Raw genomic sequence first — 21210 nt, forward strand, 5'->3', positions numbered from 1 at the left:
ACGGGTGTTTGGTGGATGTCGATGTGTCGGGGTGGGTCAGCAACCTGGTGGTGAACGGGGTCGACGTCACTGAGTACGTCGAGGCTGAGCTTGATCGGCGGCATCCTGAGCGGGTGCAGTTGCGCGGGATACGGAACGCCGATGACTTCCGGGCGATGTGGGGGACGGTTGAAGGGCTCTGGTCGGAGTTGACGGCGCGGGCCGAGCGGCTGCCGGAGTCGGTTCGGTACGAGCGTGTCCACGATGAGTGGTCGTTCGTCGAGACCCTGCGGCACCTCGTCTTCATCACGGACTCATGGGTGAGCCGCACGATTCTCGACGAGCCGAGCCCGTTCCACCCGCTCGCGCTGCCGCAGACCGCGTACGCTCCGGCGGATGCCGCGGCGCTCGGCATGGAGCTCGACGCACAACCGACGTACGACGCGGTGAAGGCGGCGCGGGTGGATCGCGTTGAGCTGGTGAGACGTGTTCTCGACGGGTTGACCGACGCCGACCTCGGCCGACCCTGCTTACGGTCACCAGCACCCGGCTACCCCGAGGAAGAACGGCCCGTCGGTGAATGCCTCGGCGTACTGATGGAGGAGGAGTGCGAGCACTACCGCTTCGCTTCCCGAGACCTCACCCTCCTCGAAGCCCGCTGAAGCCGTCGGGAAGCGCACCGAATGGAAGCTCGCTGAAGCCGTCGGGAAGCGCACCGACTGGAGCTCGCTGATCAGGAGAAGTCGATGCGCATCACGGTGCGGCGCAGGGTGGGGTGGGTGACTTGGCGGAAGCCGGCTTCTTCGAAGGCTTGGTGGGGGCCGACGTGGAGCTCGCCCCAGGTGATGGTGCGGCCGGGTTGGGTGAACATCGGGTAGGCCTCGAGGGCGCGGGCGCCGCGGGTGCGGGCGTGGTCGATGGTGGCACGGGCGAGCTGGTAGGTGAGACCGCGGCCGCGGAAGCCCTTGCGGACGGCCATGCAGGTGACGGCCCAGACGCTGTCGTCGTCCTTGTCCTCGGAGCGGTCCGTCCACGGCACGCGCGAGGTCCGGAGCTTCACGTACGCCGTGCGCGGTTCGACCGCGACCCAGCCCGCCGGTTCGCCGTCGACGTACGCGACCAGACCGCTCGTGGACGGCGCGTCCGGGATCCCGCACGCGGTCTGGTCCTGCAGCATCCCCATCCGCTCGTCCAGGGTCGAGGCGGTCCAGATCCAGCCGCGGATCTTGAACCGCTGACACTGGCAGTACCCGGCGTCGGTCGTACCGAAGATCGCCTGAAGGTCCTCCCACGACGCTTCGTTGGCCGGTACGAACGTCACCTGCGTGTCCTCGATCACCTGCCGCATGCCCGCAGGTTAACCCCGGTTCCGGACGATCCCCGTCCGGAACAAATCCCACGCCGTGCAGCCGAACCGCGGCTAGGTTGGGGCGCATGCACCGCAGCCGCGTGTCTACCTTCCTGATCGACGTACGCCGGGACGACACCGACCGAGCCGCCACCTTCTGGGCCGAGGCCCTGGGCGTACGGACGTCGTCGCCGGAGGGCGAGCCGCAGTACACCACTCTCCACGACGGACTGCCCGGCTACGTGCTGGCGATCCAATCGGTCGACGACGAACCGCGCTACCACCTCGACATCGAAACCGACGACGTCGCAGCCGAGGTCAGGCGACTTCAAGACCTGGGCGCCGTCGAGGTCTCCAGCTGGCAGGGCTGCCACACCCTGCAGGCTCCCGGCGGCCATCTCCTCTGTGTCATCCCGGTCCACAGCGACCCGACGTACTTCACCGACAACGCGACCATGTGGGGGATCGAATGACGGATCTTGCGGGGACGTTCCAGCACGAAGCGGTGGCGGTGGCCTACCAGCATCGCCCGCCGTACCCGGATGAGGTCTTCGACCGGCTCGAAGCGCTGATCACCGACGAGCCGCGGCGCGTTCTGGACATCGGCGCTGGTGAGGGTGCGATCGCGCGACCGTTGGCGCCTAGGGTTGAGCGCGTCGACGCGATCGACATCTCGCAAGCGATGGTCGACGCGGGGAAGGGCCGGCCCGGCGGGGACCAGGAGACGATCCGCTGGCAGGTGAGCGGCATCGAGACGGCCGAGCTTGATGGCCCGTACGCACTCGTCACCGCCGGCGCGAGCATCCACTGGATGCCGTGGGAGGAGACGTTCGCCCGGATCGTCCCGCACCTGACGCCCAACGCGCAGCTCGTCGTGATCGAGCACGGTCCGGTGGACCAACCGTGGTGGGACGATCTCGTCAAGGTCATCGAACGCCACTCGCGCAAGCAGAACCACGACCCGAGGTTCAGTGTGGTGGACGCGATCCGCGAGCGCGGGCTGCTCGAGCTGACCGGTACGGCGAGGACCGCGCCGGTGACGTATCACCAGCGGGTCGCCGACTACATCGAACAGTTCCACTCGACTTCGAGCCTGGCCCGCGACCTGATGCCCGCCGACGAGGCGGCCGAGTTCGATGCCGGCGTCGAGGCGGCCGTGCGCCCTTACGTGCAGGACGGAGTACTGGCGCTGCAGATCGAGGCCGAGCTGAGCTGGGGCCGGCCGCTAGCCCTCTAGTGCGTCGGCGCGGGACTGGAGATACCGCTGCTCCGGCGCGCTCTGCGTCAGCCGCGCTGCGAGCTGATAGGTGGCCCGGGCGGCCTCGTGGTCGCCGGACAGCTCGAGCAGATGAGCACGTACGGCGGCCAGCCGGTGGTGATCCTTCAACGCGGGATCGGCGTCGTCGAGCAGCGCCAGCCCCGCCGCCGGCCCGTGCACCATGGCGACCGCGACGATCCGGTTGAGCGTGACCATCGGACCGGGCGCGGTCGACTCGAGCAGTTCGTACAGCATCAGGATCTCGCGCCAGTCGGTGTCCTCGGCCCGCTTCGCCTCGTCGTGGACCGCGGCGATCGCGGCCTGCAGCTGGTACGCGCCGACCGGTGCGGACCGCAGCGTCGACGCGATCAACTCGGTGCCCTCGGCAATCGCATGTGCGTCCCACAGCGTCCGGTCCTGTTCCGGCAACGGCACCAGCGCGCCGTCCGCCGTCGTCCGCGCGGGCCGGCGCGCGTCCGTCAGCAGCATCAACGCGAGCAGCCCGGCCACCTCGCCCTCGGCAGGCAACTCCGCGTGCAACTGCCGGGTCAACCGGATCGCTTCCATGCTCACCTCGACCCGGTGCAGCGACGACCCCGACGACGCGGTGTAGCCCTCGTTGAAGATCAGATACAGCACCTGCAGTACGGCGGCCAGCCGCTCGGGCTGCTCGGCCGCCGGTGGCAAGGCGAACCGGGCACCCTGCAACTTGGCCTTCGCCCGGCTGATCCGCTGCCCGATCGTTGCCTCCGGCACCAGAAACGCCCGGGCGATCTCGCTGGTGGTCAGCCCGCCTACGGCCCGCAAGGTGAGCGCGATCTGTGACTGTTGAGTGAGCGACGGATGACAGCAGAGCATCAGCAGCGTCAGCGAGTCGTCGACCGAGGACGCGGGCTCCGGTTCCGGAGCGGTGGCGATCGTCTCCTCCCGCCGCTGCCGCGCCGCCTCGCTGCGCAGCACCTCGATCCGGCGCCGCGACGCGACCGTGATCAGCCAGCTGCGCGGATTGTCCGGTACGCCGTCACCCGGCCACTGCAGTGACGCGGCCAGCAGCGCCTCCTGGACGGCGTCCTCGCACGCGTCGAAGTCGCCGTACCGGCGGACCAGCGCGCTGAGCACCTGCGGCGCCTGCTCCCGCAGCAGCTCCTCGAGCTGCATCAGGTGTACGCCGACAGGTCGCGGACCGGCCGTACTTCGACGACGCTGAACGGCGCCTCCGGGATCTGCGCGACGATCTCGACGGCACGGTCCATGGAGTCGCAGTCGAGCAGGTAGAACCCGGCCAACTGCTCCTTGACCTCGGCGAACGGTCCGTCGGTGGTCATCGGCCGGCCGTCCCGGACGAGCACCTGCTTGGTGAGGCCCGGGTCGTCCAGCGATTCCGACGCGACCAGCTCCCCGCGCGCAGCGAGTGCCTCGTGCAGAGCGGCGTACCCGGCCATGCCCTCTTTCTTCTGCTCGTCGGTCAGCGAGTCCCACACCGCCCGGGACTCTGGGTTGCCGTAAATGAGCACCAGGAACTTCATGCCTACCCCTCCCGTTTGTACAACGAGCTAAGCATCACCCTTGCGTATCGATCGGGTCACTGGTTTGCAGCGGGCGTAGCGGGAACGGGGCCTGCGCGTTCAGGTATCAGGGGAAGGCCCGGCCTGCCCCGGGATGGCCGGGCGTAAACCTGTCGACGCGCCCAAGTACAGTTACGACCGGTATTTCAGGGTGGAGAAAGGGAGGGGTCGCGTGCCGGAGTTGGAAGTGTCCGACCGGGTGCTCACGATCCCGAACGCGCTCAGCTTCCTCCGGTTGCTGGGAGTGCCGCTGTTCCTGTGGCTGATCCTCGGCCCGGAGGAGGACGGCTGGGCACTGCTGGTGCTGGCCGTCTCCGGGTTCACCGACTGGGCCGACGGCCAGATCGCCCGCCGGATGAACCAGACCACCCGGCTCGGTCAGATGCTCGACCCGGTCGCGGATCGGCTCTACATCTTCGCGACGGTGGTCGGCCTGGCGCTGCGCGACATCATCCCGTGGTGGCTGGCGATCGCGCTGCCGCTGCGTGATCTGCTGCTCATCTTCACCCTGCCGGCGCTGCACCGCCGCGGTTTCAACGCGCTGCCGGTGCACTTCCTCGGCAAGTCGGCCACGTTCTGCCTGCTGTACGCGTTCCCGCTGCTCCTGCTCGGCGACGGCGACAGCACCCTCAACCTGCTCGCCCGCGTGTTCGGCTGGGCGTTCGCGATCTGGGGGACCGGTCTGTACTACTGGGCCGGCGCTCTGTACTTCGCTCAGCTGCGCCACCTCGTCCAGACGGTGAAACCGATCAACGACCCGGCCGGGTAGACCGTGACCCAGCCTGCGCCACCGAAGTCTGCGCCACCGAAGGATGGCCCACCGAAGCCGCGCCGTGTCGACGCGTCGATGTCGCTGCTGAACAACCTGATGGCGCACCCGCTCGACGAGGGGTACGCCGTCGCCGCCCGGACCCGGCCGAAACAAGGCGGCAAACCGTTCCGGTCCAGACACCGGGTGATGCTGGTGGCGGCCACGCTCGTGCTCGGCTTCCTGCTCGCGGTCGCGGCCGCACAGAACTACCGCAGCGCGCCCGCGGCGGAGCAGCAGCGCGACGAGCTGGTCACCCGGATCAACCAGGCCGACACCCGGCTGAACGGCCTGCGCACCCAGCAGACCCAGCTGGCCGACGAGGTACGCCGGTTGCAGGCGAGCGGACTGGGTAACACCAGCTCGGGCGCGACGTTGCAGCAGCAGCTGGACGACCTCGGGCTGCGCACCGGCGCGATCGCGGTCACCGGTCCGGGCCTCAAGGTGGTGGTCGACGACGCGAAGGACGCCGACAAGGAAGGCCGCCTGCTCGACGTCGACCTGCAGCAACTGGTCAACGGCCTGTGGACCTCGGGCGCGGAGGCGATCTCGGTGAACGGCCATCGGCTCACCTCGCTGACCGCGATCCGGGGTGCGGGCAGCGCGATCACGGTCGACTACAGTTCGCTGACCCCGCCGTACACAGTGCTCGCGATCGGGGACACGGCGACCATGCCGGCCCGGTTCGCGCAGAGCTCGGGTGGCCAGTGGGTGCAGTATCTGGTCAGCAACTTCGATGTCCGGATGACGATCACGACGGAGGATTCCGTGCTGGTGCCGGCCGATGCGACCATCGCGTTGCGTTACGCGAAGGTGAGGTCGAGATGATCGCCGTACTCGGGCTGGTGATCGGTGTCGTGATCGGCCTGCTGGTCGCGCCCGACGTCCCGGAGTGGGCCCAGCCGTACCTGCCGATCGCCGTGGTCGCCGCCCTCGACGCGGTGTTCGGGGCGCTGCGGGCGTTCCTGGACGGGATCTTCGACGACAAGGTGTTCGTCGTCTCGTTCGTGTCGAACGTCCTGATCGCGGCACTGATCGTCTACCTGGGTGACCAGCTGGGCGTCGGCTCGCAGCTGTCCACCGGCGTGGTCGTCGTCCTCGGCATCCGGATCTTCACCAACATGGCCGCCATCCGCCGGCACATCTTCAGGGCCTGACATGAGCGACGACAAACCCGATCCGAAGCCCGATCCGAAGCCGGGCGCGAAGCCCGATCCGGTCGAGCCGCAGCCGGTCTCGCCGCAGCCGGCCGAATCGAAGTCGGTCGAATCGCAGCCTGTTGAGCCGCAACCGGTCGAGACGCCGCAGCCGGTCGAGACGCCGCAGCCGGGCGGGCCGACGCCGATGCCGCAGCCGAAGAAGCCGCGGACGCCGAACCTGGCGCTGCGCCGGCTCAAGGCCGGGTTCAAGCCGTCCCGCGGCCAGGCGATCGTCGCCGTCGTGCTCGCGCTCGTCGCCTGCATGGCCGTCGTCCAGGTCCGGGTGAACCGGGCCGACGACGGGTACCAGAACGCCCGCCGCGAGGACCTGATCGCGATCCTCGACGGCCTCGGCCAGAACACCCGCCGGCTGGAGAGCGAGATCGCCGAGCTGGAGGAGCGGAAGAACTCGCTGTCCTCTAGCGCCGACAAGGCCCAGACCGCGCGCGAGCAGGCCGAGGCCCAGGTCCGGGTGCTCGGTATCCTGGCCGGCACATTGCCCGCGACCGGACCCGGTGTCCGGATCACGCTGAACGACCCCCAGGGCAAGATGACCTCGAGCAACCTGCTGGACGCGATCGAGGAGCTGCGCGACGCCGGCGCCGAGGCGATCCAGATCAACGGGTCCGCCCGGGTGGTCGCGAGTACGGACTTCGTCGACGACGCGCCGGGGATCCGGATCGACGGTCAGAAGGTGAATTCGCCGTACGTTGTCGAGGCCATCGGGGAGTCGCACAACCTGGCCGAGGCGGCCAACTTCCCGGGCGGCCTGGTCAGCGAGGTGACCGGTCCGCAGGTGGGTGGCACGGCCGAGGTGAACGAGCTCGACTCGGTCCAGATCACCGCCTTGCACGCGCCGGAGGAGCATCGCTACGCTCGCCCGGCGCCCAGCCCGACCAAGTAGGCCAGACGTTCCCAGCAGAAAGAGGACCGAGGTGTACCCCGAAGACCTGAAGTACACGGCCGAGCACGAGTGGGTGAAGGCCGGCGAAGGCCCGGTGCGGGTCGGTATCACCGACTTCGCGCAGGACGCGCTCGGTGACATCGTGTACGTGCAGCTGCCCGAGGTGGGCAGCGCGGTGCGGGCCGGCGACGCCTGTGGCGAGCTGGAGTCGACCAAGAGCGTCAGCGACCTGTTCGCGCCGGTCAACGGCACCGTGACCGCCGTCAACGAGGCGCTCGCCGACCAGCCGGACCTGGTCAACAGCGACCCGTACGGCGAGGGCTGGCTGCTCGACATCGAGCTCGAGGACACCACCGAGGTGGAGGCGCTGATGGACGCCGAGGCCTACCAGGGGCAGCTCGACCAGAGCTGAGCGTCACCGGCCGGCAACGGGCTTGGCCGGGACTGATAGGTTGGCCGGACCTCAACCGCTGGTCGAGGGTTGAGGTCCGCGAATCTGCGTCCACACTTGTTCACACGGGGTCATTCGAGAACGTCGCCGGACCGCCGGCGATCGGGAGGATCACAGCATGCCGTTCTGCAACCAGTGCGGGCACGAGAACTCCGAGGGCAGCCGGTTCTGCTCGCAGTGCGGAGCGATGCTTCCTGGCGCGGACCGCCCGGCGGCAGCCCCGGCGGCCCCGCCGGCGACTCCTGGTGTCACCGACACCGCGATGCTGACCCCGATCGGTGTGGAGCCCGAGCCCGAGCGCACCGGCGAGCCGCTGTCGGTGGAGGACGAGGCCGCGGTCGGCGCGCTGCCGGCCGGGTCCGCACTGCTGATCGTCCAGCGCGGCCCGAACGCGGGCAGCCGGTTCCTGCTCGACGTCGACGTGGTCACCGCCGGCCGGCACCCGGACAGCGACATCTTCCTCGACGACGTGACGGTGTCCCGTCGGCACGCGGAGTTCCGCCGGGACGCGAACGGCGTGAAGGTCCGCGACGTCGGCAGCCTCAACGGCACCTACGTGAACCGGGACCGGATCGACGAGGTCCGGCTGACCAACGGCGACGAGGTCCAGATCGGCAAGTACCGGTTGGTGTACTACGCCAGTGGCCAAGCCTGATCCGGCCATCGAGGGCCGCGGCATCGGAGCGGTGCTGCAGCTGCTGCAGGCCGAGTTCGCGGACGTCACTATCTCCAAGATCCGCTTCCTCGAGGCCGAGGGACTGGTGACACCGGCGCGGACCGCGTCGGGCTACCGGAAGTTCAGCGCCGCGGACGTCGAGCGGCTGCGGTACGTGCTGACCGCGCAGCGTGACCAATACCTGCCGCTGAAGGTGATCAAGGAACACCTCGGTGCGATCGACCGCGGTCTGCGTCCGGCGGCCGGTGGCCCACCGGTCGCCCCGAGTTCGTTGCCGAAGACCCCGGGGCAGCCGGCGCCGGTGGACTTCGGTGCCGACGGCATCGAGCTGAAGCTGACCCGGGCGGAGCTGCGCGCGGCCGCGGGGATTTCGGCGGAGCTGCTGGACCAGTTGGAGAGCCACGGCCTGGTGGTGGCCCGTGGCAACCACTACGGCGGGGACGCGATCGTCGTCGCCCGGGTGGCCGCGGAGTTCGCGCCGTACGGGATCGAGCCGCGGCACCTGCGGCAGTTCCGTACGGCGGCCGATCGCGAGGTCGGCCTGATCGAGCAGGTCACCGGGCCCCGCCGTACCGAGCAGACCGAGGAGCTGGCCGCGCTGGCGGTCCGGTTGCACACGGCGCTGGTGCGTTCCCGGCTGCCCCGCTAGCCACCCCGAGGGCCTACCAGGACGAACACCTCGGAGTAGGCTGAAGGTGTGCGCGAAGTCGACGTGGTCGGAGTCCGGGTAGAGATGCCCTCGAGTCAGCCGATCGTGCTGCTCCGGGAGGTCGGCGGAGAGCGTTACCTGCCGATCTGGATCGGCGCGGCCGAGGCGAGTGCGATCGCGTTCGCCCAGCAGGGCATGGAGCCACCCCGGCCGCTGACCCACGACCTGTTCGCCGAGACGATCCGCGTGCTCGGGCACACGCTCAGTCAGGTCCGGATCGTGAACCTGACCGACGGCGTGTTCGAAGCGATCCTGGTCTTCGACGACAAGACCGAGATCTCCGCGCGGCCGTCGGACTCGATCGCCCTGGCGCTGCGCACCGGGACACCGGTGTTCTGCACCGAGGAGATCCTGGCCGAGGCCGGCATCCCGGTTCCGGACAGTGAGGACACCGGCGCCGACGAGGTGGAGGAGGAAGAGGAGGTCGAGCGCTTCCGCGAGTTCCTCGACCAGGTGACTCCGGAGGATTTCGACAAGAGCTGACGTCCCGGGAGGCGGGGCGGGAACGCTCAGCCGACCGGCGTGGTACAAGACCAGATAGGTAACGATTCGGGCGGCGGTCGCGACACGCTCTCCGCTCGACGCGGTTGTCGTTGACCCTCCCAGGTCGGCGGCTTACCTTGAAGGAGTCGTGGGGTGTTGTCACTCCACGGATGTGACCCGTTCCAGTCGGTACCCAGGGAGGCTCAGGCGTGACACGCACCGGCGACACGGATCTGACGGCGCAGTCGACGTCCGAAGCACGCGCCGAGGCGGCCGCCGCCGCCGGCGTTCAGGGTCTGCTCTTCGACGACGACCTGCGGCCGATGCCGGAGGACGTCGGGTTCCGTGGTCCGACGGCGTGCGCGGCGGCCGGGATCACCTACCGTCAGCTCGACTACTGGGCCCGTACGGGCCTGGTCTCCCCGTCCGTGCGCCCGGCGACCGGCTCCGGCACGCAGCGGTTGTACGGTTTCCGTGACGTCCTGTTGCTCAAGGTGATCAAGCGGCTGCTCGACGCCGGCATCTCGCTGCAGCAGATCCGGACCGCGATCGCCCACCTGAGCAAGCGGGGCATCGACGACCTGACCCAGATCACGCTGATGAGCGACGGTGCCTCGGTCTACATGTGCACCTCGCCGGACGAGGTGATCGATCTGCTGGCCGGCGGCCAGGGCGTGTTCGGGATCGCCCTCGGTGGTGTCTGGCGCGAGGTCGAGGGTTCGCTGTCGGAGCTGCCGACCGAGCGTGCCGACGGCCACGAGGACGGCGACGGCCACGGCAACGACGAACTCGCCGCCCGCCGCCGCGCCCGCATGACCGGCTGACCAGTCGACTCCGCTGTCAGGGCTGTTCGGGGATTCCTGGTAGCCTCGGGGCAGCCGTACACAGCACTCGGGAGAGACCCGTTCATCCGGGCGCCGAAGGGGCAATTCCTCCCCGGAACCTCTCAGGCCCATGGACCGAGTGCCACAGGCGACTCTGGAGCGCCCCCGCGTGAGCTGGGCGTGACAGAGGGGGAGGCGACCGGAAGCACTGTCAGCAACGGAGCCTCTAGATGAACAACTCACCCCAGCTCTCGGCGACCTTCGCCGACCGGCACATCGGACCCCGCCCGGACGAGATCGCCCGGATGGTCCAGCTTCTCGGGTACGACGACGTCGACGCGCTGGTGGGTGCCGCGGTGCCGGCGTCCATCCGGTCAGCCGAGGCGCTCCGGCTACCCGAACCGGCCTCCGAGGTCGACGCTCTCACCGAGCTGCGCCAGCTGGCCGCTCGCAACACCGTGGCCACCTCGATGATCGGCCAGGGGTACTACGGCACCTTCACACCTTCGGTCATCGTCCGGCGTCTGGTCGAGAACCCAGCCTGGTACACCGCGTACACGCCGTACCAGCCGGAGATCTCCCAGGGTCGGCTCGAGGCGCTGCTGAACTTCCAGACCGCCGTCTCCGACCTGACCGGCCTGCCGACCGCCAACGCGTCGCTGCTGGACGAGGGCACCGCGGCGGCCGAGGCGATGACGCTGGCGCACCGGTCGAACAAGAAGAGCAAGTCCGACCGCTTCCTGGTCGACGCCGACTGCTTCGCCCAGACCATCGCCGTGGTTCAGACCCGCGCCGAGGCGCTCGGGATCGAGGTCGTCGTCGCCGACACGACCGACGGTCTGCCCGAGGGTGACTTCTTCGGCTTCCTGGTGCAGTACCCGGGCTCCGGTGGCGTCGTCCGTGACCTCAAGCCGCTGATCGCCGCCGCGCACGAGCGCGACACCCTGGTCGCGGTCGCCTCCGACCTGCTCGCGCTGACGGTGCTCGAGGCCCCGGGTGAGGCCGGCGCCGACATCGTGATCGGGTCCTCGCAGCGCTTCGGCGTACCGCTGTTCTACGGCGGTCCGCACGCCGGCTTCATGTCCGTCCGGACCGGTCTGGAGCGGTCGTTGCCGGGTCGCCTCGTCGGTGTCTCGGTCGACGCCGACGGCGCACCGGCGTACCGGCTGGCGCTGCAGACCCGCGAGCAGCACATCCGTCGCGAGAAGGCGACCTCCAACATCTGTACGGCGCAGGTCCTGCTGGCCGTGGTCGCGTCGATGTACGCCGTCTACCACGGACCCGACGGGCTGCAGGCGATCGCCGAGCGGGTCCACGGGTACGCCGGCAAGCTGGCCGCGTCACTGCGCGCGGGTGGCGTCGAGGTTGTGCACGCCGACTTCTTCGACACCGTGCTCGCCCGGGTCCCCGGCCAGGCCGCGGACGTCGTCGACGCCGCCCGGCAGAACGGCATCTGGCTCCGGCAGGTCGACGCGGACCACGTCGGCATCTCCTGTGACGAGAAGACCGATGTCGCCGCGCTGACCCGGGTCTGCCAGTCCTTCGGCGTCCGGTACGACGGTTCGCTCGACGCGCCCGCGGTGGCCGTTCCGCGGACGACGGACTACCTGACGCATCCGGTGTTCAACACGCACCGGTCCGAGACCGCCATGCTGCGGTACCTGCGCAAGCTGTCCGACTACGACTACGCGCTGGACCGCGGGATGATCCCGCTCGGGTCGTGCACGATGAAGCTGAACGCGACCACCGAGATGGAGCCGGTCACCTGGCCGGAGTTCTCCGATGTGCACCCGTTCGCGCCGATCGAGGACGCGGCCGGGTACGTGACGCTGATCGGTCAGCTGGAGCGCTGGCTGGCCGAGGTGACCGGGTACGCGAAGGTCTCGATCCAGCCGAACGCGGGCTCGCAGGGTGAGCTCGCCGGTCTGCTCGCGATCCGCGGATACCACCACGCGCAGGGCGACTTCGAGCGGAACGTCTGCCTGATCCCGGCGAGTGCGCACGGCACGAATGCCGCCTCCGCGGTGATGGCCGGCATGAAGGTAGTCGTTGTCAAGGGCAACGATGACGGCACGATCGACCTGGACGACCTGCGGGCGAAGGCTTCCGAGCACGCTTCCCACCTCGCGGCGATCATGATCACCTACCCGTCGACGCACGGCGTGTACGAGGAGAGCGTGCGCGAGGTCTGCCAGATCGTCCACGACCACGGCGGCCAGGTGTACGTCGACGGCGCGAACCTGAACGCCCTGCTCGGTCTGGCGAAGCCGGGTGAGTTCGGCGGCGACGTCAGCCATCTGAACCTGCACAAGACGTTCTGCATCCCGCACGGCGGCGGTGGTCCGGGTGTCGGACCGGTGGCCGTGGCCGAGCACCTGGCGCCGTACCTGCCGAACCACCCGCTGCTGGATCAGGCCGGTCCGGAGTCCGGGGTCGGGCCGATCAGCGCCGCGCCGTTCGGGTCCGCCGGTGTGCTGGCGATCTCGTGGGCGTACATCCGGATGATGGGTGCCGAGGGCCTGACGGCTGCCACGAAGGCCGCCGTACTGACCGCGAACTACGTGGCGAAGCGGCTCGAGGGCGCCTTCCCGGTGCTCTACACCGGCGAGAACGGCCTGGTCGCGCACGAGTGCATCCTGGATCTGCGGCCGATGACCAAGGAGACCGGGATCAGCGTCGACGACGTCGCGAAGCGGCTGATCGACTACGGCTTCCACGCGCCGACGATGTCGTTCCCGGTGGCCGGCACGCTGATGGTGGAGCCGACCGAGTCCGAGGATCTCGGTGAGCTCGACCGGTTCTGCGACGCGATGATCGCGATCCGGCACGAGATCGACCGGGTCGCGGCGGGGGAGTGGCCGGCCGCCGACAACCCGCTGGTGAACGCGCCGCACACCGCCGAGTCGGTGATCAACGACAAGTGGGAGCACGCCTACACTCGCGAGGAGGCCGCGTTCCCGCGCTCGGTCGACCGGACCTCGAAGTACTGGCCCCCGGTCCGCCGCATCGACGGCGCCTACGGCGACCGCAACCTCATCTGCTCCTGCCCATCCCCGGAGGCCTTCGAGTAGGTGGCGCCGCGGGGCTGCGGATCCAGTTGTGGGTGGCTACTTGATCCGCAGTCCTGCAGCCTCCACGGCCCGATGAAGGTGTCCGACCGCACAGAACGACTGACCGGACAGCTCCCAGACCGCGACGCCGTGCACCTCCGCCGGAGCCGTGAGGACACCGAGGGACTCGCCGGTCGAGTTGACCAACTCCGGCCAAGGACGGTTCAGCTCAGCCATGGCGTCGTCCTGTAGCTGGAACGCGGCGAGGGCACATGCCTGCTCCGCCCCGCCCCCGACGTCGAGCGGGAACTCGTGTCCGCCGGCGACCAGGATCAAGTCGTCACCAGGCGTTCCGGTCCAGGCGGGGTCGACCCGGATCTCGACATTCTGCAGTCCGGTCCCGGCAAAATCCGCGTTCAGCCGATCAGCGACGAAGGCCTGCGCAGCGCCCGTTTCGCTCTCGGTCCAGGTGTCCATGACAGCTCCCAGGTCGTTGATCACACTAGTTTGCACTTGATGAAGAACTTCTGCACGACAGCGCCTTTGGTGCTGTACGACGTGCCAGTGATCTTGAAGATCTGTCCCGGCTTGTACGTCCGCACATACCGATTCTTCGACTTGTCCCAGGTCCTCGCCGGAAGCGATCCGTGCGGCGGGTAGCTCTGCTTCTTGCCGTCGACCTTCTTCGGGCCGACGTAAATGTTCACGACGTACCGCTCGGCGGGCAACTTCGGGTACGCGCCCCATTGAATGGATGTGCCAGGCCCCTTCTGCTGGATCGACAGTCGTCCCAGCTTGTTCTCGTCGGTGTAGCTCGGCGAGCAGGAGTGGACAGTTGCCGAGCCCGATCCGGACGGGGGTACGTCCGCGGCGCATGCTTTGACCGTCGGCCCGACCATCGCAACAAGCGCGAGCGCGTGCGCCGGCCTCCCGGCCCGCAGGAGCTTCTTTGCGAAGTTGTTGTGGGAGTCGACGGCAGGCATCGTCCGGTCTCCGATCTGCAATTGGGGCGGTGGAAAGGCGGAACGGACGCGGAGCGCCGGGGACTAGAGGCGAACGATGAGGCGCCCCCTTTCAGCACGTCCGCTCCGCCGGCTCAGTGGCGATCAGCACCTGATGGCCGCCGCGGCTGAGGTGGTCACGGATGTCCAGTGGATTGCCGAGGATTGCCAAGTGATGCAAGGTCGGTACGACGAGCGATAGGCCATCCGACTCCAGTAGCGAACCGAGCAGGTCGAAGACGGCATCCGGAGGCCCGGCCCTCTGGACGTACACCGTCCCAAGCCGATATCCGCGCTCGGTGGCACAGGCGATCAGCTTTCGATGCGTGGCCAAAAGCTCACCAGCGTCTCTCACGAAGGTCATTGATATGAATCCGAACGCAACGCGGCCTCGGAGCCGATCGGCTTCCTCGTCATCGCTCAGTCCGGCGTCCGGCATGGTTGGTCCTCCCGTGTCGGGCTCATCGGCCCACTAGGCCCAGATTCAGCCAGGTCGCTGGTTACGGGGAGGTACTAGTCGCGTCAAAACCGTCAACTTCTGCGAGAATTCGTGCAAGGTGACCCGACGTCGGGGAGACGCTGCGCTTGTGAACGAGGTTCTGGACAAGCTTCTGCGGGAGCTGAGTTGGTCACCTCGTACGTTGGCGCGCCGTCTCAACCGGGACTTCGGCGCGGGGACGGTCGCGGAGACAGCGCCGTACCACTGGCGAGACTCGAGCGGCGTGCCTCGGCCGCCGCTACCCGCGCTCGTGGCCCATCTCCTGTCCCGCGAAGTTGGGCGACTGGTCACGGTCGGCGAGCTCTGGCAGGGGCGTGCCACGGATTCGCCGCTAGTCGTCTCAGCAGACGCAGCTCTGCGCCAGCCGTGGACCCGAGCCGGCACACTCAGTGCTATCGACGACTGGGTAGTAGCGGGGTTGTTGGACAGGCGACAGTTCCTGGCGATCTCCGGTGTCAGCCTTACCTCGATTCCCGGCGACTACTTGGCGGGAGGGCAGACTGCGCGCGAGTTCGCACGCGTCGCCGTAGACAGCCCTCTGATCGAGCAGATCGAGCAGACAATCCCCATGCTCCAAAGGTTGGACGACGCCAGTGGAGGTGGTCGTCATCTCGAGTACGTGGGCGCACAGTTTCGCTCTGTCGCGCTGGTGGTACGCCAAGGGGGACAACCACGCTCAATCGAGGTTCGACTCCTTTCGGCACTCGCCGAGATCGGCCAGCTGGCGGGTTGGATGGCGTTCGACGCCGGCCTCCACGGCCCGGCACAGCGCTACCTCCTCACCGCGCTCCGAGCTGCGCACGAATGCGGATACAAGGCGATGGCCGCTCACATAGTGGCGGATCTGGCTTTCCAGGCGGCCACACGAGAGAAACCATCAGACGCTGTGGCGCTGGGCGAATCCGCAGCCAGGATCGCTCGGCGCGCCCCGGCGAGCGTTCGAGCGTCGGTCCAGACGCGCCTCGCCTACGGATATGCGATTGCCGGCGACATCTCCGCGTTCGAACACGCCCACAAGAGCGCTGTCGAGGTGCTGGCTGATCGTGATCGTTCCGAGGATCCGGCCTGGATGTACTACCTGACGCCAAGCCACCTCGATGCGCAGGCCGGCTATGCGCTGACGCACGTCGGTATGCTCGCATCGGAGAGTGGCAACACATCGGCCGGCCGTTCGATGCTGCGCGAGGGCGAGAAGCTCCTGCGCACAGGTGCCTACGACAGACCACTCACCACGGAGTCGCAACGTCGTGCCCTCTTCGAAGGTGCTTGGCTGGCTACTGCGGCCGCCGGCCGGGGCAACCTGGAGGAGGCATGCGCTCTTGGACGGATAGCCGTCGCGCGGACCGCGACAGTGCGCTCTGCCCGAAGTATCGACGTACTCGGTAGGCTTGCGACGCGCTTGCGGCGGGCCAGGCGCAACGAGTACGTCAGGGATTTCCTGCCGTCGCTCGAAGCTTGTCTTAGCAAGACGTCGGCGTCATGAGTCAGCGCGTTGTTGTCGTCGGGGCTGGTGTGATCGGACTGACCACCGCCATCCGGCTCGCTGAGGCAGGTCATGGGGTGGAGGTGGTAGCGGCCGAGCCACCACAAGCGACGACCTCGGCCGTGGCCGGTGCACTTTGGGGTCCATGGCTGGTCGAGCCGCGCGAGCGCGTCCTTCCCTGGGCCGCCCACACTCTGAGGGTGCTGGGTGAACTCGCCGATCACCCGGGCTCAGGCGTTCGGGTGGCAACGGGCGTCGAGGTGTCCCGAGTCAGCTACGACCCGCCGGACTGGTCCGGCCTGCTGTCCGATCGGACCCCGTGCACGTCCGACGAGCTTCCACCCGGCTATCGCCACGGCTTCCGGTACAGTGCGCCGCTGGTTGACATGCCCGTTCACCTCAACTACCTGCTGTCCAGACTGCAAGCTGCCGGAGGGACGCTGACCATTCAGCGGCTGACCTCGCTGGACCAGGAAGGTACGGACCCGCAGGCCGTGGTTGTGAACTGTTCGGGCATCGGCGCCAGACATCTCGTTCCCGACGTGGATCTCTTTCCGGTTCGCGGTTACCACGTCGTGGTCACCAACCCCGGTCTGACGGAATTCCTCGAAGCCGACACCGAAGATCCCGTAGACCTGCTCGCGATCTACCCGCACCGCGACCATGTGATCCTCGGTGGAACCGCCGAGCCTGAGGTCTGGGACCGCGGGCGCGATGATGCGATCGCGGCTGCCATCGTTGACAGGTGTGCGAGGCTCGAACCCCGCCTTGCCAAGGCCACGATCATCGAGCACCGAGTCGGCCTACGGCCGACCAGAGCTGCGATCCGTGTCGAAGCCGAGCGATCAGCGCTCGGAAGCCTGGTCATCCACAACTATGGGCACAGCGGCGCCGGCGTGAGTCTCGGATGGGGATGTGCGGAGGAGGTCGTCTCGCTTGTTTCCGCCGCCACCCGAGCGACAGGCTTCTGACGTCCTACGATTCCGCAGCTCGATCGCGAATGCCGCGGCGGGCGAGTACACGACATCCGGTCTGGCGCCTGAGGCCGAGAAGTGCTGCGTCTAGTATGACGGGATGTCGATGAACCTGTTCGACAGGACGCGTTTATCGGGTCGCAGGCTGCTATCGCCCGCTGACATGCACACGGATCTGCCCTTGCGCGCCCTGGAGCCCCCTGAGTGACTTCGGTTCGACCTGATACTGCCGCTGCTCTGTTCGCCGGGATTGCGGCGGCGCAGAGCGAAGGGAAGTTGCCGTCGGTGAATGCCGGCGTGGTCCGGGACGGGGCGCTGGTGTGGACCGGGTCGCGGGGGCAGTTCGCGACTGTCGATGGTGGGGTGCCAGGGCCGGATGTGCAGTACCGGATCGGGTCGATCACCAAGACACTGACTGCTGTGCTGGTGCTGCAGTGCCGTGACGACGGGTTGCTCGCGCTGAACGATGCCGTGGGCAAGCATCTGCCGGGGATCGCGTTCGGTGATCGGACGATCCGGCACCTGCTCGCGCACAGCGGCGGGATGAACGCCGAGCCCGAAGGCCCGTGGTGGGAGCGGAGTCCGGGTGTCACGTTCGACCAACTGACGGCGGCGATGGACGAGTCGCAGGCCGTGGGTCCGGCCGACCGTCGCCATCACTACTCGAACCTCGGCTACGGACTGCTCGGTGAGATGGTCGCCCGGTTGCGGGGCTCGTCCTGGCTCGAACTCGTGCAGGAGCGCATCCTCGATCCGCTCGAGATGCGCCGTACGACGTACTTCCCGTCGGGGTCGTCCGCACAAGGGTTCTCCGTTCATCCGTTCAGCGGTCAGCTGGTGGAGGAACCGGCGTACGACGCGGGGGCGATGGCGCCGGCCGGGCAGTTGTGGAGCACGATCGAGGACCTGGCGAAGTACGCGATGTTCTGGATCGACCCGGTCTACGAGGTGCTCCACCGGGACACGGTCGAGGAGATGGCGGCACCGATGGCCGCGGATCCACGGGAAGGGCTGACCGCGTCGTACGGACTGGGTCTGCGACTGATTGCCGACGACCCGCACGTGCTGGTCGGGCACACCGGCTCGATGCCCGGCTTCCTGGCCGGCCTGTTCGTCGACCGCGCCCGCCGGCTCGGCGCTGTCGCCCTGGGCAACGCCACCTTCGGCCGAGTCGCCTCGTTGCCACCCGACTTGATCGACACGCTGGCCACGTACGAGCCCATCCTCCCGACCGAGTGGCTGCCTGAGCCTCCGCTGGCCCAAGGCTCAGATCTCCTCGGCCACTGGTACTGGGGCAACACCCCACTCACCATGTCCGTCTCCGCCGGCATCCTCCAACTCACCGGCGGCCTCACCACCCGCTTCTCCCCGCTGGCCCCCGACCTCTACCAAGGCCGCGACGGCTACCTCGCCGGCGAGAAACTCCGAGTAATCCGCAAGGGCACCACCATCACCCACCTCAACATCGCCACCTTCGTTTTGACTAGGACGCCGTACGGGCTAGTTGATGATCTCGACCAGGCGTAGGCCTTCGGTTGGGCCGGTGACGGACAGTTCCGCGACCTGGCCGATCCCTCTGACGTAGTACTTGTTGTCCAGGACGTCCGGTTCGAGTGCGGTGGTTTCGGCCGTGCGGAGGGCGTGGCGGAACGTGCCGAGGGGGACGGTCACCCTGGCGTTGCGGCCGACGACCCAGAAGATGTCTTCGGCGTGGCCGGCGTACCACTCCTGGCGGAACTTGCGGCCGAGTTGTGGGTGGGCCTGCATGAAGACCCCGGGCTGCGCGCCGTCGACACCCGCGTGGAAGCTGCCTTCGCGGCTGACCACGCGACCGCGGCTGTCCAGCTCGGCAGTGTCCTCGCCGAAGTACCAGACGTTGCCGCAGCGGTCCTGGGCGTAGTAGTCGCTGGTGCGCTCCTCCAGGACGTTCTTCAGGTAGAGGCGGTCCTCGACGATCCGGGTCCGGACTCCCGCGATCACTCTGGTCCGGGACGTCGTGACGACCAGGTTGAGGGCCTTCTCACCGTCCTTGACGCCGGTGGAGACCAACGTGCGCCCGGGTCTGAGCGGGAACCACGGGTTGGTCACGTTCGGAGAGAAGTCGTCGGGGTTGATCTTCGGGTGGTAGCGGCTACCCGGTCCGAACACCGGCAGTTTGCACGTCGACGGGTGGCGGTGGTCCGGGTGCGCGGAGCTTGTGGTGGGGGTGGCGCCGGCGAGCAGGGCGGCGACTGCGAGCAGGACACCGGGCTTCATCCAGCCGATCATGAGCTGTGCTCCTTTCGTTCACGACTCAGCCTGCGACCGAGGCGCTGAACGAGGCCTGAACGGGTGAGGCTCGCCACTCCGGGAGTGGCCGAGTTGACACGATGAGTCAGCGCGACAAAAGTTAGGCCTGCCTTAGTAGGGCTTGCCTTACTCGACAACTTCTCCTGGGAGTCTGGATGTCGCAGCCCGCGCGTCTGACCGCGCTGCCCACACCCGTTCGCGACCCGTTCGCCGCGCGGTGGCCGCTCGCCTCGACGGTGTCGGATCGTGAGCGTGGACCGTTGCCGCACGGGTCGCCGGCGGAGGTACTGCGCCGTACGGCGGAGGTCCTGGGCGAGCCGCGGATCCCGTCGACCGGGGTCGGCGAGTCCGCGGCGCTGGACCTGATCGCGGGCCTGCTGGAGGAGAACGGGATCGACCTGAGCCACCCGCACGCGGCCGCGCACCTGCAGCCGCCGGTGCTGCAGGTCGCGGTGGACGCGGACGCGCTGGCGTCGGCGAGCAACGCGTCGATGGACACCTACGACTCCGGTCCCGCGACGCTCGCGATCGAGCAGTGGGTGGTCAAGGCGCTGGCCGGCCTGGCCGGGTTCGGTCTGGCGGCGGACGGCGTACTCACGCCGGGCGGCTCGATCTCGAACCTGCTCGCCGTGCTGATCGCCCGCGACGCCGCGGCCGCCGTTGCGGGAGTCGACGTACGGCGGAACGGGCTGCAGGGCTTGGATCGCCCGGTGGTGTTCTGCTCCGAACTCGCCCACTTCTCGGTCCAGCGAGCCTGTGCCGCCCTCGGGCTCGGTGAGGAGGCCGCGATCACGATCGCCTCCGACGAGAACTTCCGGATGCGCACCGACGTACTGGCCGACGAGCTCGCCAAGCCCGGACGTACGCAGGTCGCGGTGATCGCCACCGCCGGTACGACGGACTTCGGCACGGTGGACCCGATCGCGCCGATCGCCGAGCTGGCGCGGCGGTACGGCGCCTGGGTGCACGTGGACGCGGCGTACGGGTTCGGGGCGCTGTTCTCGGACCGGCTCGCGCCGCTGCTCGCGGACCTGCCGCACGCGGACTCGGTCACGCTGGACCTGCACAAGATCGGCTGGCAGCCGGCCGCGACCAGCGTGCTGCTGGTCGCCGACCGGAACCGGTTCTCCGCGTTCGGCCGCTCGGTGGACTACCTGAACCCGGCCGACGACATCGACTCCGGGCTGGACGGACTGCTCGGCCGGAGCTTGCAGACCACCCGTCGTCCAGATGCGGTCAAAGTCGCCACCACGCTGACGGCATACGGGCGGGCCGGACTGGGCACAATGCTCGACACCTGTCACGAGCTCGCGCACGCCGCCGCGGCCCGGGTCGTTGCCGACAGCAACCTTGAGTTGCTGGCGCCGGTGACCCTGACCACGGTGCTGTTCCGGGTCGCCGGGCAGGGGCTGGAGGCGTCCGCGGCGGATGCCCTCCAGGGTGAGGTCCGGCGCCGGTTGCTGACGTCCGGGCGGGTGCTGATCGGCCGGACGAAGCTCCCGGCCCGCGGCGGCCGCCCGGCGGCGGTCGCGTTGAAGCTGACGCTGCTGAACCCGAACGCCAGTGCGACGGACATCGAGGATCTGCTCGATCAGGTTGTAGCCACCGGCCTGGACGCGCTGGCGGAAAGTGGCGAAGGAGCAGCGTGAGTTCTGTACTTTTGGCCGGGCCTCCGGCGCCGGCGTGGTCATGGGGCTTGGTCTCCCGGCC

The 21210-nt window shown here is 68.5% G+C and carries 24 protein-coding genes and 1 riboswitch; of the genes, 17 read left to right on the forward strand and 7 right to left on the reverse strand.

The features are described from left to right. Positions 1-11: 11 nt before the first annotated feature. Positions 12-641: a DinB family protein gene (locus tag AB0E63_RS41360; RefSeq protein WP_360378826.1), complete on the forward strand. Its 630-nt coding sequence runs from the start codon at positions 12-14 to the stop codon at positions 639-641. Positions 642-712: 71 nt separating this feature from the next. Here AB0E63_RS41360 and AB0E63_RS41365 read toward each other — a convergent pair whose 3' ends face one another. Then, positions 713-1327 carry a GNAT family N-acetyltransferase gene (locus AB0E63_RS41365; RefSeq protein WP_360378829.1) on the reverse strand — a complete coding sequence of 205 codons (615 nt, stop codon included), beginning with the start codon at positions 1325-1327 and terminating at the stop codon, positions 713-715. A gap of 86 nt (positions 1328-1413) precedes the next feature. Here AB0E63_RS41365 and AB0E63_RS41370 point away from each other — a divergent pair, with 86 nt between their 5' ends. Together AB0E63_RS41370 and AB0E63_RS41375 are read left to right on the forward strand one after the other, a co-directional pair. After that, positions 1414-1800 carry a VOC family protein gene (locus tag AB0E63_RS41370; protein ID WP_360378832.1) on the forward strand — a complete coding sequence of 129 codons (387 nt, stop codon included), beginning with the start codon at positions 1414-1416 and terminating at the stop codon, positions 1798-1800. Continuing rightward, positions 1797-2564 (forward strand): class I SAM-dependent methyltransferase, encoded by a 768-nt coding sequence (locus AB0E63_RS41375; protein WP_360378835.1) that lies wholly within the window; start codon positions 1797-1799, stop codon positions 2562-2564. The genes AB0E63_RS41370 and AB0E63_RS41375 overlap by 4 nt, the downstream gene beginning before the upstream one ends. On the opposite strand, the gene AB0E63_RS41380 is transcribed toward AB0E63_RS41375, so the two are convergent. Further along, entirely contained in the window at positions 2553-3743 is a 1191-nt protein-coding gene (locus AB0E63_RS41380) for a sigma-70 family RNA polymerase sigma factor (protein ID WP_360378837.1), read from the reverse strand. The genes AB0E63_RS41375 and AB0E63_RS41380 overlap by 12 nt on opposite strands. Further along, the gene (locus AB0E63_RS41385) at positions 3743-4111 is read right to left on the reverse strand and encodes a YciI family protein (RefSeq protein ID WP_360378840.1); all 369 of its coding nucleotides are present in this window, start codon (positions 4109-4111) and stop codon (positions 3743-3745) included. Before AB0E63_RS41385 ends, AB0E63_RS41380 begins: the two co-directional genes overlap by 1 nt. Positions 4112-4322: 211 nt before the next feature. Here AB0E63_RS41385 and AB0E63_RS41390 point away from each other — a divergent pair, with 211 nt between their 5' ends. The 10 genes from AB0E63_RS41390 to gcvP all read left to right on the forward strand — a co-directional run bounded on the left by AB0E63_RS41390 (position 4323) and on the right by gcvP (position 13275). Further along, the gene (locus AB0E63_RS41390; protein WP_360378843.1) at positions 4323-4919 is read left to right on the forward strand and encodes a CDP-alcohol phosphatidyltransferase family protein; all 597 of its coding nucleotides are present in this window, start codon (positions 4323-4325) and stop codon (positions 4917-4919) included. Between the two features lie 78 nt (positions 4920-4997). Then, entirely contained in the window at positions 4998-5786 is a 789-nt protein-coding gene (locus AB0E63_RS41395) for a DUF881 domain-containing protein (protein WP_360378846.1), read from the forward strand. Continuing rightward, positions 5783-6115 carry a small basic family protein gene (locus AB0E63_RS41400; RefSeq protein ID WP_131352136.1) on the forward strand — a complete coding sequence of 111 codons (333 nt, stop codon included), beginning with the start codon at positions 5783-5785 and terminating at the stop codon, positions 6113-6115. Before AB0E63_RS41395 ends, AB0E63_RS41400 begins: the two co-directional genes overlap by 4 nt. A gap of 1 nt (position 6116) precedes the next feature. Further along, the gene (locus tag AB0E63_RS41405) at positions 6117-7061 is read left to right on the forward strand and encodes a DUF881 domain-containing protein (protein ID WP_360378848.1); all 945 of its coding nucleotides are present in this window, start codon (positions 6117-6119) and stop codon (positions 7059-7061) included. Between the two features lie 31 nt (positions 7062-7092). Next, positions 7093-7473: a glycine cleavage system protein GcvH gene (gene gcvH / locus AB0E63_RS41410; RefSeq protein ID WP_360378851.1), complete on the forward strand. Its 381-nt coding sequence runs from the start codon at positions 7093-7095 to the stop codon at positions 7471-7473. 157 nt (positions 7474-7630) lie between these two features. After that, positions 7631-8167, forward strand: a complete 537-nt coding sequence (locus tag AB0E63_RS41415) for an FHA domain-containing protein (protein ID WP_360378853.1) — start codon at positions 7631-7633, stop codon at positions 8165-8167. Continuing rightward, positions 8154-8837 (forward strand): MerR family transcriptional regulator, encoded by a 684-nt coding sequence (locus AB0E63_RS41420; protein WP_360378856.1) that lies wholly within the window; start codon positions 8154-8156, stop codon positions 8835-8837. Before AB0E63_RS41415 ends, AB0E63_RS41420 begins: the two co-directional genes overlap by 14 nt. Positions 8838-8885: 48 nt before the next feature. After that, positions 8886-9380 carry a bifunctional nuclease family protein gene (locus tag AB0E63_RS41425; protein ID WP_132143593.1) on the forward strand — a complete coding sequence of 165 codons (495 nt, stop codon included), beginning with the start codon at positions 8886-8888 and terminating at the stop codon, positions 9378-9380. 323 nt (positions 9381-9703) lie between these two features. Beyond that, the gene (locus AB0E63_RS41430) at positions 9704-10204 is read left to right on the forward strand and encodes a MerR family transcriptional regulator (protein WP_360378882.1); all 501 of its coding nucleotides are present in this window, start codon (positions 9704-9706) and stop codon (positions 10202-10204) included. 58 nt (positions 10205-10262) lie between these two features. After that, a riboswitch (glycine riboswitch) is annotated at positions 10263-10352 on the forward strand. 82 nt (positions 10353-10434) lie between these two features. After that, positions 10435-13275 (forward strand): aminomethyl-transferring glycine dehydrogenase, encoded by a 2841-nt coding sequence (gene gcvP, locus AB0E63_RS41435; protein WP_360378859.1) that lies wholly within the window; start codon positions 10435-10437, stop codon positions 13273-13275. A 36-nt stretch (positions 13276-13311) separates the two neighbouring features. On the opposite strand, the gene AB0E63_RS41440 is transcribed toward gcvP, so the two are convergent. The 3 genes from AB0E63_RS41440 to AB0E63_RS41450 all read right to left on the reverse strand — a co-directional run bounded on the left by AB0E63_RS41440 (position 13312) and on the right by AB0E63_RS41450 (position 14694). Continuing rightward, positions 13312-13731, reverse strand: coding sequence for a hypothetical protein (locus AB0E63_RS41440; protein ID WP_360378861.1), 420 nt, complete (start codon positions 13729-13731; stop codon positions 13312-13314). Positions 13732-13751: 20 nt separating this feature from the next. Next, the gene (locus AB0E63_RS41445; protein ID WP_360378864.1) at positions 13752-14237 is read right to left on the reverse strand and encodes a hypothetical protein; all 486 of its coding nucleotides are present in this window, start codon (positions 14235-14237) and stop codon (positions 13752-13754) included. 91 nt (positions 14238-14328) lie between these two features. Continuing rightward, positions 14329-14694, reverse strand: coding sequence for a hypothetical protein (locus AB0E63_RS41450; RefSeq protein WP_360378867.1), 366 nt, complete (start codon positions 14692-14694; stop codon positions 14329-14331). Positions 14695-14842: 148 nt separating this feature from the next. On the opposite strand from AB0E63_RS41450, the gene AB0E63_RS41455 reads away from it, so the two are divergent. The 3 genes from AB0E63_RS41455 (at position 14843) to AB0E63_RS41465 (ending at position 18738) form a co-directional block, all read left to right on the forward strand. Next, positions 14843-16237, forward strand: a complete 1395-nt coding sequence (locus tag AB0E63_RS41455; protein WP_360378870.1) for a transcriptional regulator — start codon at positions 14843-14845, stop codon at positions 16235-16237. After that, positions 16234-17208 carry an FAD-dependent oxidoreductase gene (locus AB0E63_RS41460; protein ID WP_360378873.1) on the forward strand — a complete coding sequence of 325 codons (975 nt, stop codon included), beginning with the start codon at positions 16234-16236 and terminating at the stop codon, positions 17206-17208. The genes AB0E63_RS41455 and AB0E63_RS41460 overlap by 4 nt, the downstream gene beginning before the upstream one ends. A gap of 207 nt (positions 17209-17415) precedes the next feature. Then, positions 17416-18738: a serine hydrolase domain-containing protein gene (locus AB0E63_RS41465; protein ID WP_360378875.1), complete on the forward strand. Its 1323-nt coding sequence runs from the start codon at positions 17416-17418 to the stop codon at positions 18736-18738. Here AB0E63_RS41465 and AB0E63_RS41470 read toward each other — a convergent pair. Continuing rightward, a complete protein-coding gene (locus AB0E63_RS41470; RefSeq protein WP_360378878.1) occupies positions 18712-19479 on the reverse strand; it encodes a hypothetical protein in 768 nt (255 codons plus the stop codon). The genes AB0E63_RS41465 and AB0E63_RS41470 overlap by 27 nt on opposite strands. 176 nt (positions 19480-19655) lie before the next feature. On the opposite strand from AB0E63_RS41470, the gene AB0E63_RS41475 reads away from it, so the two are divergent. Further along, positions 19656-21149 carry an aminotransferase class V-fold PLP-dependent enzyme gene (locus AB0E63_RS41475; RefSeq protein ID WP_360378880.1) on the forward strand — a complete coding sequence of 498 codons (1494 nt, stop codon included), beginning with the start codon at positions 19656-19658 and terminating at the stop codon, positions 21147-21149. The last annotated feature ends 61 nt before the right edge of the window (positions 21150-21210 follow it).

Source organism: Kribbella sp. NPDC026596, from assembly GCF_040638415.1.
In the GTDB taxonomy this organism is placed as follows: Bacteria; Actinomycetota; Actinomycetes; order Propionibacteriales; family Kribbellaceae; genus Kribbella.

Bases quoted from the DNA above. Each gene is read 5' to 3' on its own strand.
- AB0E63_RS41415 (WP_360378853.1), top strand. From the start codon at position 7,631: ATGCCGTTCTGCAACCAGTGCGGGCACGAGAACTCCGAGGGCAGCCGG.
- gcvP (WP_360378859.1), top strand. From the start codon at position 10,435: ATGAACAACTCACCCCAGCTCTCGGCGACCTTCGCCGACCGGCACATC.
- AB0E63_RS41460 (WP_360378873.1), top strand. From the start codon at position 16,234: ATGAGTCAGCGCGTTGTTGTCGTCGGGGCTGGTGTGATCGGACTGACC.
- AB0E63_RS41430 (WP_360378882.1), top strand. From the start codon at position 9,704: ATGCCGGAGGACGTCGGGTTCCGTGGTCCGACGGCGTGCGCGGCGGCC.
- AB0E63_RS41445 (WP_360378864.1), bottom strand. From the start codon at position 14,237: ATGCCTGCCGTCGACTCCCACAACAACTTCGCAAAGAAGCTCCTGCGG.
- AB0E63_RS41395 (WP_360378846.1), top strand. From the start codon at position 4,998: ATGTCGCTGCTGAACAACCTGATGGCGCACCCGCTCGACGAGGGGTAC.
- AB0E63_RS41365 (WP_360378829.1), bottom strand. From the start codon at position 1,327: ATGCGGCAGGTGATCGAGGACACGCAGGTGACGTTCGTACCGGCCAAC.
- AB0E63_RS41470 (WP_360378878.1), bottom strand. From the start codon at position 19,479: ATGATCGGCTGGATGAAGCCCGGTGTCCTGCTCGCAGTCGCCGCCCTG.
- AB0E63_RS41385 (WP_360378840.1), bottom strand. From the start codon at position 4,111: ATGAAGTTCCTGGTGCTCATTTACGGCAACCCAGAGTCCCGGGCGGTG.
- AB0E63_RS41450 (WP_360378867.1), bottom strand. From the start codon at position 14,694: ATGCCGGACGCCGGACTGAGCGATGACGAGGAAGCCGATCGGCTCCGA.
- AB0E63_RS41380 (WP_360378837.1), bottom strand. From the start codon at position 3,743: ATGCAGCTCGAGGAGCTGCTGCGGGAGCAGGCGCCGCAGGTGCTCAGC.
- AB0E63_RS41375 (WP_360378835.1), top strand. From the start codon at position 1,797: ATGACGGATCTTGCGGGGACGTTCCAGCACGAAGCGGTGGCGGTGGCC.
- AB0E63_RS41475 (WP_360378880.1), top strand. From the start codon at position 19,656: ATGTCGCAGCCCGCGCGTCTGACCGCGCTGCCCACACCCGTTCGCGAC.
- AB0E63_RS41440 (WP_360378861.1), bottom strand. From the start codon at position 13,731: ATGGACACCTGGACCGAGAGCGAAACGGGCGCTGCGCAGGCCTTCGTC.
- AB0E63_RS41405 (WP_360378848.1), top strand. From the start codon at position 6,117: ATGAGCGACGACAAACCCGATCCGAAGCCCGATCCGAAGCCGGGCGCG.
- AB0E63_RS41400 (WP_131352136.1), top strand. From the start codon at position 5,783: ATGATCGCCGTACTCGGGCTGGTGATCGGTGTCGTGATCGGCCTGCTG.
- AB0E63_RS41370 (WP_360378832.1), top strand. From the start codon at position 1,414: ATGCACCGCAGCCGCGTGTCTACCTTCCTGATCGACGTACGCCGGGAC.